The sequence below is a fragment of the Paraburkholderia sp. RL18-101-BIB-B genome (assembly GCF_046026985.1).
In the GTDB taxonomy this organism is placed as follows: Bacteria; Pseudomonadota; Gammaproteobacteria; order Burkholderiales; family Burkholderiaceae; genus Paraburkholderia.
The window spans coordinates 50,196-65,147 of record NZ_JARESV010000024.1 but is presented as its reverse complement, the minus strand read 5'-3'; the positions used below and the strand labels follow the sequence as shown (position 1 = coordinate 65,147).

The window sequence follows — 14,952 nt, the reverse complement described above, 5'->3', positions numbered from 1 at the left end:
TGCGAAGGCTGGGCAAAAAAACGGCGCTTCGAAATTGAAGCGCCGTTTCTTCATTCAGCCGCGTAAATCACTCAGCTCAAGCCGCGATCCTGGCCGCGCTCGACGCATGCCGCCGCATATCGTCGCGACGATGCACGCGCTTGCCGGCGGCATACGTCTCATAGATCGCACGATCGTCGCCGAGCAGCGCGAACGCGAACAACAGTTCCTCCAGCGTTTCGGTGCGCGCGGTGCGGCGCGCGAGCAGCGGCGTCGCGCGCGGATCGAGCACGACGAAGTCCGCTTCCGACTTCGGCTTCAACGTGCCTACCTTGTCCGCCAGATCGAGCGCTTCGGCCGCGCCGGCCGTTGCCAGATAGAACATGCGCGTGGCCGTCAGATGATGGCCGCCCAGACGCGCGACCTTGTGCGCTTCGTTCATGGTTTGCAGCATCGAGAACGACGTGCCACCGCCGACGTCCGTCGCCAGTGCGATCGGCATGCCGGCTTCATCGGCCTTGTCGAAGTCGAACAGGCCGCTGCCGAGGAACAGGTTCGAGGTCGGGCAGTGCGAGGCGACCGTGCCGGTTTGCGCCATGCGTTTGCGGTCTTCCTCGTCGAGGTGAATGCAGTGGCCGTACACCGCGCGGCGGCGCAGCAGACCGTAGTGATCGTAGATGTCCAGATAGCTGCGGTGACCGGGGAACAGATCGGCGACCCATTTCACTTCATCGTGATTTTCCGCGACGTGGCTCTGGATGAAGATGTCCGGGTGCTTGCCCGCCAGCACGCCGCACGCTTCGAGTTGCGCTTCGGTCGAGGTCGGCGCGAAACGCGGCGTGAGCGCGTACATCTGGCGGCCGCGATTGTGCCAACGGCCGATCAGCTCGGCGCTGTCGTCGTAGCCCGATTGCGCGGTGTCGCGCAGGAACTCGGGGCAGTTGCGGTCCATCAGCACCTTGCCGGCCACCATGCGCAGATTACGCGCTTCGCTCTCGGTGAAAAGCGCGTCGGCCGATTCCTTATGGACCGTGCAATACACGAGCGCCGTGGTCGTGCCGCACGCCAGCAGTTCGTCGACGAAAAAGCTCGCGGTGTCGCGTGCATAGACCGCATCGGTGAAGCGGCGCTCGGTCGGGAACGTGTACGTCTCGAGCCACGGCAACAAACCCGGCGCCGGCGACGCGATCATGTCCGTCTGCGGATAGTGAATGTGCGTATCGATGAAACCCGGCACGATCAGCTTGTCGCGCATCTCCTGCACCTGGGTGCCGGGCGCGAGTTGCGGCGCGAGCGCGGCATAGGCGCCCGCCGCCACGACATGGCCGTCTTCGACGATCAGCAGGCCGTCCTCATTGAAGACCGCCGCGTTGGGCGATTGCGCGGGATCGCCGTTGAAGGTCAGCAGTTGCGCGCGGAATGCCGATTGGGCTGCTTTGGCCGGGTTGGCAGATTGAGTCATGGAAAAACCGTCTCCGATTGTGGAAAGCTGCACAGTCCGGGCGACGGTTCGATCATGGCTCTCACATGAGCTCATGCCGCCGCCGGCTGCGATACATCGGCCCGTCAGTGCGGACCGCTTGGGTGCCAGTGCGCGTCGAGCTTCGCGATCAGTTCGCTGCGTTGCTCGGGCGTGACGAACGACGCTTCGAAGCTGTTGCGGATGATCGTGTAGACCTCGGCATCGTTGAGCTTCAACGCGTCGATGGTGGCGAAATAGTTGGCGTTCACGTAGCCGCCGAAGTAAGCCGGATCGTCGGAATTGACCGTCACGGCCACGTCGCGATCGAGCAGGTCTTTCAGCGTGTGCTTGGTCAGGTCGTCGAACACGCACAGTTTCAGGTTCGACAGCGGACACACGGTCAACGCGACGCGCGAATCAGCGAGACGCGCGACGAGCGCCGGATCTTCGATGCTGCGCACGCCGTGATCGACGCGGTCCACTTTCAGCAGATCGAGCGCTTCATAGATATACGAGGGCGGGCCTTCTTCGCCCGCATGGGCGACGAGTTTCAGGCCGAGCGCGCGCGCCTTGGCGAACACGCGCTCGAACTTCGAAGGCGGATGGCCGCGTTCCGACGAATCGAGACCCACGCCGATCAGGCGATGCTTGTATTGATCGAACAAAGGCAGCGCTTCTTCGAAAGTGGCGAGTGCGTCTTCTTCGGACAGGTGGCGCAGGAAGCACAGAATCAGCTTGCTTGTCATGCCGCGCTTTTCCGCGTCGGCGAGCGCGCGTTCAATGCCGGCCACGACCGTCGCGATCGGCACGCCGCGCTCGGTGTGCGTCTGCGGGTCGAAGAAGATTTCGCTGTGAATTACGTTGTCGGCGAGGCAGCGCTCGACGTAGGCCATCGTCATGTCGTAGAAGTCCTGCTCGTGCAGCAGCACGCTCGCGCCCGCATAGTAGATGTCGAGGAACGATTGCAGGTCGGTGAACGCATAGGCGGCGCGCAAAGCTTCGATCGAGTCGTAGGTGAGCTTCACGCCGTTGCGCTCGGCGAGCGCGAAGATCAGTTCGGGTTCGAGCGAGCCCTCGATATGAATATGCAGTTCGGCCTTCGGTGCCAGGGCGGTTTTTTCGGCCAGCGGCGTGGGGGTAGCGGTCGTTGTAGTCATGGTCGGTCAGGTTTTCGTTGGAGTCGGTTCGGGCCGGATGCGTAAGCGTTGTGTCGACGTGCCGCGCTTCAAACCGTCTGCGTGGCGTGATGCATGCCCGCGTTCGCCTCGACGGCCTGAAGCACCTGTGCCGCCGCCGAGATCGCGATGATCTCCGGCGACTTGTCGACGATGCCGTCCACGCCGAGCGGGCACTTCATGCGCGCGATCAGCGACGGATCGAGACCGCGCGCGGCCAGCCGGTGTTCGAACTGCTTGCGCTTGCTGTGCGAGCCGATCATGCCGAAGAACGCGAAGTCCCCGCGCCGCAGAATGCGCTCGGCCAACTCGAGATCGAGCGCATGGTTGTGCGTCATCACGATGAAGTACGTGTTCGGCGCGGCCTGGTCGATGGCTTCGTCGGGGGCGTCGTTTGGATCGATCTTCACGTTCGGCGCATGCAGCGATTCCGCGGGCGGAAACTGCGCGTCGCGTTCGTCCACCCAGCGGACCACGCAAGGCAGCGTGGCCATCACGCGAACCAGCGCGGCGCCCACGTGACCGGCGCCGAACAGCACGACCGAGAAGTCGCCGGGCGCGATGGTTTCGGTGAGCAGCGCGCCGCTGTCGTCGAAACCCGCGCCGTCCCACAGCAGGCAGTCAGCGGCGTCGACGCCCGGCTCGGGGTCGGACAGCATCACCGCATCCGGTGCGGGGCCGAATGATACGCTACGCACCGTCGAAAGGCCGGCGGCCACGCGTTTCGCCAGCGACGTGATCCAGCCGAGGTCGCCCACGTCGAGCCGCTCGAACGCGACAATCACCGCGCCGCCGCAGCATTGCCCGAGGCTCGGGCCGAGCGCGAAGCGCTCCAGGCGGCGCATGTGCGGCGAGCGCATGCCGTCGCGCAGCACCTGGCGCGCGGTCTCGATGGCTTTCCATTCGAGGTGTCCGCCGCCGATGGTGTGCTTCGCCGAATCGCGCGTAACGATCATCTTGGTGCCGGCTTCGCGGGGCGCCGAACCTTCGACGCGCGCGACCGTCACCAGCACGGCGGCATCGCCGTGCGCGAGCAGTTGTTGCAGGTCAGGTAGCCAGGGCTGCATCCGGCGTTCTCCATACGTGGCCGCGCGGGGTGTCCGTGCGGCCGGTTGAGTGTGGCCTGGTGCGTTCGTGTCGCGTTAGGCCGCGGGTTATTTTCTCAAGCTGTCGTGTCGGTCGCCGCCGGTTCCGTTGCCGGTTGCGGCGCGGCCGGTGGCTGCAAGGCGTCCAGTGCGTCGAGAATCGCTTCGGGCGTGGCCGGTGCGCGCAATGCCGGCGCCTGTTGCGCGTCCGGCACGGCGGCCGCGATCGCGTCGCGAATCGCGAGGAACACCGAGAACGGCAACAGCAACGGCGGCTCGCCGACGGCCTTCGAGCGGAACACGGTCGGCTCGGCGTTGTGGTTCTGATAAAGCTGCACGTGGAACGCGGCGGGCGTGTCGCTCACCGCCGGAATCTTGTAGGTCGACGGCGCGTGCGTCATCAGACGGCCATCGCGGTTCCACCAGAGTTCCTCGGTGGTGAGCCAGCCCATGCCCTGAATGAAGCCGCCTTCCACCTGGCCGATGTCGATGGCCGGGTTGATCGATTGGCCGGCGTCGTGCAGCACGTCCGCGCGCACGAGTTTCCATTCGCCGGTCAGCGTGTCGATCACGACTTCCGAGACCGCCGCGCCATATGCGAAGTAATAAAACGGATGACCGGTCAGCGTTTTCGCGTCCCAATGCACTTTTGGCGTCGTGTAGAAACCGTCCGACCACAACTGCACGCGCGCCAGATAGGCGGCGCCGACCAGTTGTTCGAAGGGCATTGCTCCACCGTTCACCGACACCTCGCCGCTGGTGAATTGCACGTCGTTCGCCGCACCGCCGAGTTGTTTGGCCGCGAGTTCCGCGAGCCTGGCGCGAATCGTTTTCGCCGCGGCTTCGGCGGCTTTGCCGTTCAGGTCGCTGCCGGTGGAAGCCGCGGTCGCCGACGTGTTCGCGACCTTGGATGTATCGGTTGCCGTGACCCGCACGCGGGAGAGCGGCAAGCCGAACTCGTTGGCGACCACTTGCGCGACCTTGGTGTTGAGCCCCTGGCCCATCTCCGTGCCGCCGTGATTGACGAGCACCGAGCCGTCTTTGTACACATGCACCAGCGCGCCGGCCTGATTCAGAAACGGCACGTTGAACGAGATGCCGAACTTCACCGGCGAGAACGCGATGCCACGCTTGAGCACCGGACTGCTTGCGTTGAAGGCCGCGACCGCTTTGCGGCGCGCGCGATAGTCGCTGGTGCCGAGCAGTTCATCGGTCAACGGCGCGATGATGTTGTCTTCGACACGCTGTCCGTACGGCGTCGTGTCGCGCTCGCCAATGCCGTAGTAGTTGGCGAGGCGCACGTCGAGCGGATCGCAGTTCAACTGACGCGCGATGCTGTCGAGCATCACTTCCATCACGAGCGCGCCTTGCGGACCGCCGAAGCCGCGAAACGCGGTGTTCGACTGCGTGTTGGTCTTGCAGCACAGCGCGACGATGTCGACATCGGACAGGTAGTACGCGTTGTCGAAGTGGCAGACGGCGCGCGTGGCGACGGCGCCGGAGAGATCAGCGGAATAGCCCGCTCGCAACGCGATTTCGACGCGCGCGCCGAGAATGCGGCCGCTGTCGTCGAAGCCCGCTTCGTACGCGTAGACCGCGTCGTGGCGCTTGCCGGTGATCATGAAATCGTCGTCGCGGTCGGCGCGCAGTTTGACCGGACGGCGCAGCCGTTTCGCCGCTAGCGCTGCCACGCAGGCGAACAGCGCCGATTGCGATTCCTTGCCGCCGAAGCCGCCGCCCATGCGCCGGCATTCGCACACCACGTTATGTGCCGGCCAGTCGAGCATATGCGCGACCACCTGCTGCATTTCGCTCGGGTGCTGCGTCGAACTGTAGACGAGCATGCCGTCCATTTCCTTCGGCACGGCGTACGCGATCTGGCCTTCCAGATAGAACTGTTCCTGGCCGCCCACTTCAAACGTGGCGCTGATGCGATGCGGTGCGGCGGCGATCTTCGCATCCGGCTCGCCGCGTCTGAGATGCAGCGGCGGCAGCACGAATTGCTTCGCAGCCTTTGCATCAGCGGGCGTGAGGATGGCTTCGAGCGGTTCGTAGCGGACCACGTCGTCGCTTTTTGCCAGCGCGGCGGCACGGCGGGCGAGTTCATGGCTTTCGGCGATCACGGCGAACACCGGCTGGCCGAGATACAGCACTTCATCGACGGCGAGAATCGGGTCGTCGTGCAGCACCGGGCCGCAATTGTTCTCGCCGGGAATGTCTTCGGCGGTCAGCACGGCGATCACGCCCGGCGCTTTCCTGACCGCGTCGAGATCCATCGACACGATCCGCGCATGGGCATGGCGCGACAGGCCGAGCGCAGCATGCAGCGTGCCTTGCAACTCGGGTACATCGTCCGTGTAAGTGGCTTCGCCGCTCACATGCAGCGCGGCCGATTCATGCGGCAACGATACGCCGATCGATGCGTCGCTTTCGTGAGCGACGTGCCTCGCAGCGTGTTCGACGAAAGCATCGGTCCGGTTCATCACGACGGCTCCTTCGCAACGGCGGCGTCCGGCGCGCCGGCTTCGAACGCGAACGCATTCACGTCGAGGAGGGCGAGCGGCGCGTCATCGCGCGTTTCGAGGTGGAAACGCCACAGCAGGTTGCGCGCCACCTTCAGTCGATAGGCGCTCGAAGCTCGCATGTCGGTGAGCGGCTGGTAATCGGCGACGAGCGCATTCATGGCTTGCCGCGCGGTGCTTTCGTCCCATGTTGCGCCATTCAGGACGGCTTCGGTTTGCGCGGCGCGCTTCGGCGTGGCCGCCATGCCGCCGAACGCGATGCGCGCCTGCTGAATGGTCCCGTTTTCGCCGAGGTGCAGCGCGAATGCCGCGCACACGGCCGAGATGTCCTGATCGTAGCGCTTCGACACTTTGTAGGTGCGAAAGCGCAGATTGCCCGCCGGGCGCGGCACGCGCAGCGCTGCGACGAATTCCCCGGCGGCGAGTGCGGTCTTCTGATAGCCGAGGTAGAACGCGTCGAGCGGCAGCGTGCGCGTTTTCGGACCGTGGCGCAGCACGACTTCGGCGCCGAGCGCAAGCAGCGCCGGCATCGAGTCGCCGATCGGCGAGCCGTTCGCGACGTTGCCGCCGAGCGTGCCGGCATTGCGGATCGGCAGCGACGCGAAACGCGTCCACAGTTCGGCGAGTTCGGGGTAGTCGACGGCGAGCGCCGCGTACGCGTCTTCGAGCGTGACGGCCGCGCCGATCGTCAGCGTCTGCGCATCACGCTCGATCGTCTTCAATTCGGCGACGTTGCCGACATACAGAATGTCGCCGAGATCGCGGAATTGCTTGGTGACCCACAGGCCGACGTCGGTGCTGCCGGCGAGCAGCCGTGCGTGCGGATGTTCGGCGCGCAGCTTCGCGAAAGTATCGAGCGAAATCGGCGCATAAAAGGCGGGCGAGCCGAACGTGGCGCCGCGCGTGTCGGGCGCACGGTATTCGAAGGTGTCGCGCCGTTGCAGCTCGCGCAATTGATCCACCACGGCCCGACGGTCGAGCGTCACGCGCGGGTATTGCGGATAGTCGAACATCTTCTGCGAGGCGTCGACGATCGGCCGGTAGCCGGTGCAACGGCACAGATTGCCGGAGAGCGCGGCGTTGATTTCATCACGGGTGGGCAGACCGGCGGCGGCCGGCTGGTTTTCGTACAGCGCCCACATCGACATCACGAAGCCGGGCGTGCAGAAGCCGCATTGCGAACCGTGGCAGTCGACCATGGCCTGTTGCACGGGATGCAGCGCGCCGTCGGCGGCGCGCAGGTCTTCGACCGTGAAGAGCGCCTTGCCGTCCAGCGTCGGCAGGAACTGGATGCAGGCGTTGACCGCTTTCAGCGCGAGGTCGCCGTGCGCATCCAGTTCGCCGATGACGACCGTGCAGGCGCCGCAGTCGCCTTCCGCGCAGCCTTCCTTGGTGCCGGTGCAATGCAGATCCTCGCGCAGGTGCTGCAGCACGGTGCGCGACGCAGGGACGCCCGCGACCTCACGGACGGACCCCTGGTGATAAAAGCGGATGGTTTGCGTTGTCATGGCGAATCCGAAAGACAGTGCGGACCGGGCGCGCGTTACGCATGGGGTCGCGCCAAAGCCGGCCTCGCGCACGTAGATCGCCATCCAATTCCGAAGATAGCATTACCTTGTCCCAAAAATATTTCCCATGTCGTATGAAGCTTATTCGGAAGCGGTCATGAGATAAGTACGATTCGCGCTAAGGCGGGAAGTTGCGTGAGACGGGACGGAAGGCGGAAAGCCAGGCGGGGTGGGGTGTTGCGGGGGAAACGGGCGGTCATTGCACCGCTAAACACGGTTGTTGCGGGCAAAAAAACGCCGAATTTCGGGCCGCCTTGTTTGGCGGCACGCAATCCGGCGTTATCTCTTGCGGCAAAGCAGGGCAAAAAACCGCTAATCAGGCGATCCGGCGACGATTGCGGACCAGCGTCAGCGCCAACGGGATGAAAGCGATCACGAATGCGACCAGCGACCATTGCGGCAGCGTCAGACCCAGGATCGGCGGATAGGCCGTTTCGCACAGCCCGGCGACCTTGAACACGCCCGGCAGCCAATGCGCGGGCGGCAAGCTGTCGACCAGCGGCTGCAGCGCGTCGAAGCCGCAGCTAAAGCCCGGATTCGCCTGAACATACACATGGCGCGCGGCCGTCACGATACCGGCCAGCGCCGACAAGGCCGCCATCACTTCCAGCAGACGCACGCCGCGCCAGCTGTTAAAACGCGCGCCGAGGAACGCGAAGATCGCAATCAGCAGGAAGAAATACCGCTGGATGATGCACAACGGGCACGGGTCTTCGTGCAGAAAATACTGCAGATACAGCGCGCCGCCCACGAGGGCAACGCAGATCAGGCCAAGCAGAACCAGCAGGGAGCGCTCGCGGCGCAGCATTGCAGTGTCGTTATTCATGGATCGTGTGGCTGTCTCGAAACGGAAAGGGCGGGTGCCCGCGATTCTAGCGCGAACCCCCGCCCCCCAGCTTATCCTGCTTTTACGACGTATTTCCTGATCAGCGAATCGACTTGAGCACCGCTTCGGCGCCGCGGCCGATGGCCAGCAAGGCGTCGTCGGCGTGCGGCGCGCCGGCCAGCATCAGGCCGACCGGTGCGTCGCCGCGCAGATGGCACGGCAGCGACAGCGCGCAGGTGTCGAGGAAGTTGAACACGCTCGGATTGCGCAGGATCAGCGCGTTGGTGCGGCCAAAGGCGTCATCGTCGTCGACCAGTTCGGCGACGCGCGGCGGCACCACCGGCACCGTCGGCGCCACGACCGCGTCGAAACGCTGCCACAGCGTGCGGGCGGCCTCGGCGAGCATCGTCTCGCGTTCGGCGAGCAGGTCCAGATAGTCGGCGGCGCTGGCCGGCTGGCCCTTCAGAATGCGCACTAGCACGCGCGGATCGTATAAGTCGCGATGCTTTTCCAGCAACGGACGATGCCACGCATACGCTTCGATCGGCGAGAACCCGAAGCGGTTGATCTCGGGCAAACGGTCGAGCGGCGCGAAACGAACTTCGCTGACGATCGCGCCGGCCGCTTCCAGATGCTTGAGCGCCGTGTCGATCGCCGCAGCGACCGCCGGCTCGACGCCGTCCGTGACGAAATTGGTCAGCACGCCGAGGCGCACGCCTTCGAGCGGACGGGCGGTCGGAATGCGCGGTTCGAGCCCGGCCAGCATGCGGTCGACCAGTGCGCAGCACGCCACGGAAACGCCGATCGGCCCGAACGAATCGAGGGTCGACGAAAGCGGCACGCCGCCCTGTTTGGGAATCCGGTCGGCGGTCGGCTTGAAGCCGGTCAGGCCGCACAGGGCAGCCGGAATGCGGATCGACCCGCCGGTGTCGGTGCCGAGCGCGACGGCCGCCATGCCGTCCGCGACGGAAGCCGCCGCGCCCGACGACGAACCGCCCGAAATCCGCTCGTCGCCCTTCACTCCGCGCTGGTACGGCGACAGCGGGTTGCCGTAGTGCGGGTTCAGGCCAAGTCCGGAAAACGCGAACTCGCTCATATTGGTCCGGCCGACGATCACGGCGCCCGCGCGCTTCAAACGCGCGACCGCGACGGCGTCCGTCTTGGCGGCGGGGGCGTCGGCGAGCACCGCGGAACCGGCGCGGGTCGGTTGGCCTTCGATATCGAACAGGTCTTTGACCGACACCGGAATCCCGGCGAGCGGCGAAAGCACGGTGCCGGCGGCGCGCAGACGGTCGTGCGCGTCGGCGGCGGCGCGGGCGCTGTCGGCATCGACATGCATGAAGACGGCGGCGCCCTGGCCGGCCGGATCGGCGATCCGTTCGAGCGCAGTCTCGACGAGCGCGCGGCTCGTGGTGCGGCCGGTGGCGAGGTCGGCGGCAAGTTGGGCTAGCGGCGGAAAGGGTGTGAATTCAGTGGCCATGATGTCGGTAGAAATCCGGTTGAACCGGGCAATGCCGGTCATTGGGCTAGATGCGTGAGCTTGGATGCGGTGGCTTGAATGCGGTCGATCACATGCGATTGAAGAGTGTCGCGCGAAACGCTTCGATATGCTTTTGCACCGATTGCCGCGCGCCTTCGGCATCGCGTTCGCGCAGCAGACCAAACAGTTCGAGATGTTCCTCGTGCACGTCTTCCAGATGATGCGGCTCGGACAGCGAAATGAACCAGAAGCGCAGCGAGCGCTCGTGTAGCCCGCGCAGGATGTCGGCCAGCACCGGGTTGCGCGAGGCGGCTGAGATCGCCAGATGAAACTCGCGGTCGATATCCATCATGCCTTCGATATCGTGCGCGGCGACGCACACGGCCGAGCGGTCCAGCAGCGCCTGCATCGCGTCGTAGTCGTGCTGTTGCGCGTGGCGCGCGGCCAGCTCGACGCAGTAGCTTTCGTTCACGAGGCGCACGTCGATGATCGCCAGCACGTCGTCGAGCGAGACCGGACGGACCATGATGCCCTTGCGCGGCATGATGGTCAGCATGCCTTCGTGCACCAGCCGATGCAGCGCTTGATGCACCGGCGTCCTGCCGATGCCGGTCAGCGCCATCAGTTCCGCTTCGTTGAGCACCTCGCTCGGCCGCAGGCGCATGGTGATGATCTCGCGCTTGACGAACGCATAGGCCTGCTCGGCGAGACTCGCGGCAGCGGTCGCGCGGGCGGGCGTGGAAGGGCGGGCAGTCTGCAAAAGCGTCATGTGAAGTGGAAGCGGGCGATGTCGTCCGCATTGTAGAGCAAGGTTTTGCGTGTACGACGCGGGCAAATCAGGCGCGGCTCGGCGAAACCGTCGCCGCATGCTGCACCTTCACACGCGGCATCATCAGCGTGACCAGCCCGCCGACGATCAGCGCCCCCGCGATCAGCACGAGCCCGAACGTCACGCTATGCGTCGCGTCCTTGACGATGCCGAGCACATACGGGCTCACATAGCCCGCCAGGTTCGCGATCGAATTGATCACGGCAATCCCGGCGACCGCGGCCGAGCCTTGCAGGAAGGTCGTCGACATCGACCAGAAGATGCCGAAGCCCGCCAGAATGCCGATATACGCGATCGACAAGCCCGTGACCGCGAGCGGAATCGAATTGGTCACCGAGGCGCTGCCGAGCAGGCCCGCCGCGCCGATGAAGCAGCACACGGCGTAGTGCCAGCGCCGCTCGCCGGTGATGTCCGACGAGCGCCCGATCAGGATCATGCCGATGCCCGCCGCCAGATACGGAATCGCGGTGACGAAGCCATTGGTGACGAGGTTCGTCACGCCCAGATCCTTGACGATCTGCGGCAGCCAGAACGAAAAGCCCGCATTGCCCGTGACGAGACAGAAATAGATCAGCGTGAGCAGCCAGAAGCGGCCCGAACGCAACGCCACCGAGAGGCTATGCTCCGCGCCGGCCGCCGCGGCAGCGGTGTTTTCCCGCGCGAGACGGCCGAGAATCACGCGCTTTTCGTCGTCGCTGAGCCAGGCGGCTTCGGCGGGCGTGTTACGCAGCACGGCGAGCGCCCAGAAACCGGCAAGAATGGACGGAATGCCTTCGATCAGGAACATCCACTGCCAGCCACGCAAACCGTGCGCTTCATGCAGCGCCGACATCAGAAAGCCCGACAACGGCGCGCCGATGATGCCCGCCACCGGAATCGCCGCCATGAACACGGCCACCATGCGCGCGCGTCGGTCCGACGGAAACCAGAAGGTCAGATAGAGCACCACGCCCGGCACCAGACCGGCTTCGGCGACGCCAAGGAAAAAGCGCAGCACGTAGAACATCGTTTCCGAGCGCACGAACATCATCAGACACGACAGCAGGCCCCACAGCATCGTGATGCGGGCGATCGTGGCGCGCGCGCCGAACTTCTTCAGCAGCAGATTGCTCGGCACTTCGAACACGAAGTAGCCGAAGAAAAAGATCCCCGCGCCGAGTCCGTACGCCGCGTTCGACAGGCCGAGGTCGCCGGTGAACTGCAGCTTCGCGTAACCGATGTTGACGCGGTCCAGATACGACAGCACGTAGACGAGAAACAGGAACGGCATGATGCGCCACGTGATCTTGCGCAGGGCGGCGGCTTCGAGCCACGCGTCGGAAGACGCGTCGGCGGCGGATAGCGAAGGGGAATTCATGGGTGCCTCATTCGACAATAGGTAGCGCGCGCACGCGATAGGCGTGGCGCAGCGTGCGGTTCAGGACGGGATCGTGCAATTCGAGTTCGAGCGCGTCGCCGTCGGCCATGCCGACGATGCCACCCTGTACCGCCAGCGTGCCGCAGAACATCGCCGCGCCTTGCGCGAGCGGCGCGCGCGTGAGCAGATCGGCGGCCGGCAGCAGCGATGCCACGCTGCCTTGCTGATAGACGCGCCGCTCGCCGTTTGTCACTGCGTAAGCGCGCAGTTCGAGCTGGTCCCAGTGACCGGACACATCGTCGAAACGCCAGGCGTCGCGCGACACCGGCTTGGGGCAGATCTGTTTGGAGACGGTGACGCCATAGGCCTCGACTTCGCGGTCGGTGTGGTCCGAACCGACGCTGACGAGCAGGCCCGCTTTCGAATGCACCAGCACGCATTCGGCTTCGCCGCTCGACTTCACGCCGACCACGTCGATCTGTTCGGCCTGCGTCAGTAATTCCGCGCCGAGGCGGTAGAAGCACGGCGTGGTGGACGGCCGCTTCACGCCGAGTTCAGCCAGTTCGGCGATGTGATGCTCAATCGCGGCCTGATCGCGGCCGGCCCAACCGGCAATAGTCAGACGATTCACCTCGGCGATCGCGGCGCGACTGCCGCCGGACCGGTCTACAACATTGAAGGACACCTGCTGCATTGCTCGACTCCAAAGGAAATATGCTGCAAATATTATTGTGATATTTCACAGGAGTCCAGCGTGTCAAAAACATTCTTCTGCGTGGCGGATGAGATGTGCGGCTCGGCGGCAGTCCGATGCCGTACGGACGTTGGCGCGCGGCGGCTTGTCGTGCTGGTTTGTTAAACTGCGTTTTTCAACATTACTTTTTGTAAGGAACGCATCCATGCACCATGGCATCGGCTTCATTCAGGACCTGGCGGTCGTGATGGCGCTCGCCGGCGTCGTCACCGTGCTGTTCCATCGCCTGAAACAGCCGGTGGTGCTCGGCTACATCGCGGCCGGCGTGATCATCGGGCCGTACACGCCGCCGTTTCAGCTGATCCACGACGAGCAGACCATTCAGACGCTCGGCGAACTCGGCGTGGTGTTCCTGATGTTTTCGCTCGGCCTCGAATTCAGCCTGCGCAAACTCTTCAAGGTCGGCGCGACGGCGATCGTCGCAGCACTCTCCGAGATCGTGCTGATGCTGTGGATCGGTTACGAGATCGGCAGCGCGTTCGGCTGGAGTTCGATGGATTCGCTGTTCCTCGGCGCGATCCTCGCCATCTCGTCGACCACCATCATCGTCAAGGCGCTCTCCGAACTGGGCCTGAAACGCGAGAGCTTCGCGCAACTGGTGTTCGGCATTCTGATCGTCGAGGACATTCTTGCCATCGCGATGCTGGTGCTGCTGTCAGGTATCGCGCAGACGGGGCAATTGAGCGCGGGCGTCGCCATGGTCACGCTCGGCAAGCTGCTGCTGTTCATGACGGTGTCGCTGGTGGTCGGCATTCTGGTCGTGCCGCGCGCCTTGAACTACGTGGCGCGCGCGAAGAGCGACGAGATGCTGCTCGTCTCGGTGCTCGGGTTCTGCTTCGGCTTCTGTCTGCTGGTCGTGAAGCTCGACTACAGCATCGCGCTCGGCGCGTTCCTGATCGGCGCGATCATGGCCGAATCACGCCATCTGCATCGGATCGAGCATCTGATCGCACCGCTGCGCGACGCGTTTTCCGCGATCTTCTTCGTGACGATCGGCTTGATGCTGAATCCGGCCGTGCTGGTCGACTACGCGTGGCCGATCGCGGTGATCACGGTCGCGGTGATCGTCGGCAAGATCGTGTCGTGCGGGCTCGGCACTTTTCTCGCCGGCAAGGACGGACGCACGGCGATGCGCGTCGGCATGACCGTCTCGCAGATCGGCGAGTTCTCGTTCATCATCGCGTCGCTCGGTTTGACGCTGAAGGTGACAAGCGCGTTTCTGTATCCGATCGCGGTGGCGGTGTCCGCGTTGACCACGCTGTTCACGCCGTATCTGATCCGCGCGGCCGACCCGCTGACGCAGCGCCTCGGTCACGCCATGCCGCGCACGCTCGCTAACGTGTTCGGCATGTATGGACAATGGCTGCGTAGCTTGAGCACGGGAAGCGGTGAACCCACTTTGTTCAGCATGACGCGGCGGATCATTCTGCAGATCGCCGTCAATCTGGCGCTCGTCGCCGCTATTTTTCTGACCGTGTCGTATAGCGCGCCTTATACCAGCGCGTGGCTCGCGCACTGGTTGAGTTCCGAGCCGATGCAGCGCGTGGTGTTATGGAGCGTCGCGCTGGTCGTGTCGATGCCGTTTCTGGTGGCGGTGTACCGCAAGACCAAGTCGCTCGCCTTGCTGCTCGCCGAAGTCAGCGTGCAACCGGCAACGGCGGGGCGCTTCACGAGCGCGATCCGCTACGCGATCTCCGATCTGGTGCCGGTGGTCTCGATGGTCGGCGTGTTTCTGCTGGTCGCGGCGCTTTCCGGCGGCATTCTGCCGCCGACCGGCCTGCTTGCCGCGGTGCTGGTCTGCGCCGCGTTGCTGCTGGCGCTGGTCTGGCGCTGGTGCGTGAAAATCCACGCGGCGATGCAGATCGCCTTGCGCGAGACATTTGAAGAGCAGCCGGATCCTTAAGTCAAACTTGCC

At 64.7% G+C, this 14,952-nt stretch carries 11 protein-coding genes; 1 reads left to right on the top strand and 10 read right to left on the bottom strand.

Features of this window, described 5'->3' with window-relative positions:
- Positions 1–76 precede the first annotated feature (76 nt).
- The 10 genes from guaD to P0D73_RS28225 all read right to left on the bottom strand — a co-directional run bounded on the left by guaD (position 77) and on the right by P0D73_RS28225 (position 12,977).
- Positions 77–1,441, bottom strand: a complete 1,365-nt coding sequence (gene guaD, locus P0D73_RS28270; protein ID WP_408317138.1) for a guanine deaminase — start codon at positions 1,439–1,441, stop codon at positions 77–79.
- A gap of 104 nt (positions 1,442–1,545) precedes the next feature.
- Complete coding sequence (locus tag P0D73_RS28265) at positions 1,546–2,598, bottom strand: adenosine deaminase (protein ID WP_408433701.1); 1,053 nt, start codon at positions 2,596–2,598, stop codon at positions 1,546–1,548.
- 68 nt (positions 2,599–2,666) lie between these two features.
- Positions 2,667–3,683, bottom strand: a complete 1,017-nt coding sequence (gene xdhC, locus P0D73_RS28260; protein ID WP_408317139.1) for a xanthine dehydrogenase accessory protein XdhC — start codon at positions 3,681–3,683, stop codon at positions 2,667–2,669.
- A 95-nt stretch (positions 3,684–3,778) separates the two neighbouring features.
- Entirely contained in the window at positions 3,779–6,184 is a 2,406-nt protein-coding gene (gene xdhB, locus P0D73_RS28255) for a xanthine dehydrogenase molybdopterin binding subunit (protein ID WP_408433698.1), read from the bottom strand.
- On the bottom strand, positions 6,184–7,731 hold the full coding sequence (gene xdhA / locus P0D73_RS28250; protein ID WP_408317143.1) for a xanthine dehydrogenase small subunit: 1,548 nt from the start codon (positions 7,729–7,731) through the stop codon (positions 6,184–6,186). The genes xdhB and xdhA overlap by 1 nt, the downstream gene beginning before the upstream one ends.
- A gap of 376 nt (positions 7,732–8,107) precedes the next feature.
- The gene (locus P0D73_RS28245) at positions 8,108–8,617 is read right to left on the bottom strand and encodes a disulfide bond formation protein B (RefSeq protein ID WP_132373482.1); all 510 of its coding nucleotides are present in this window, start codon (positions 8,615–8,617) and stop codon (positions 8,108–8,110) included.
- Between the two features lie 100 nt (positions 8,618–8,717).
- A complete protein-coding gene (locus P0D73_RS28240; protein ID WP_408317182.1) occupies positions 8,718–10,097 on the bottom strand; it encodes an amidase in 1,380 nt (459 codons plus the stop codon).
- Between the two features lie 88 nt (positions 10,098–10,185).
- Complete coding sequence (locus tag P0D73_RS28235) at positions 10,186–10,866, bottom strand: GntR family transcriptional regulator (protein ID WP_132373483.1); 681 nt, start codon at positions 10,864–10,866, stop codon at positions 10,186–10,188.
- Between the two features lie 67 nt (positions 10,867–10,933).
- Positions 10,934–12,283, bottom strand: a complete 1,350-nt coding sequence (locus tag P0D73_RS28230) for an MFS transporter (protein WP_408433695.1) — start codon at positions 12,281–12,283, stop codon at positions 10,934–10,936.
- Positions 12,284–12,290: 7 nt separating this feature from the next.
- Positions 12,291–12,977 carry a DUF2848 domain-containing protein gene (locus tag P0D73_RS28225; RefSeq protein ID WP_408433692.1) on the bottom strand — a complete coding sequence of 229 codons (687 nt, stop codon included), beginning with the start codon at positions 12,975–12,977 and terminating at the stop codon, positions 12,291–12,293.
- Positions 12,978–13,182: 205 nt separating this feature from the next.
- On the opposite strand from P0D73_RS28225, the gene P0D73_RS28220 reads away from it, so the two are divergent.
- Positions 13,183–14,940 (top strand): cation:proton antiporter, encoded by a 1,758-nt coding sequence (locus tag P0D73_RS28220; RefSeq protein WP_132373486.1) that lies wholly within the window; start codon positions 13,183–13,185, stop codon positions 14,938–14,940.
- Positions 14,941–14,952 lie beyond the last annotated feature (12 nt).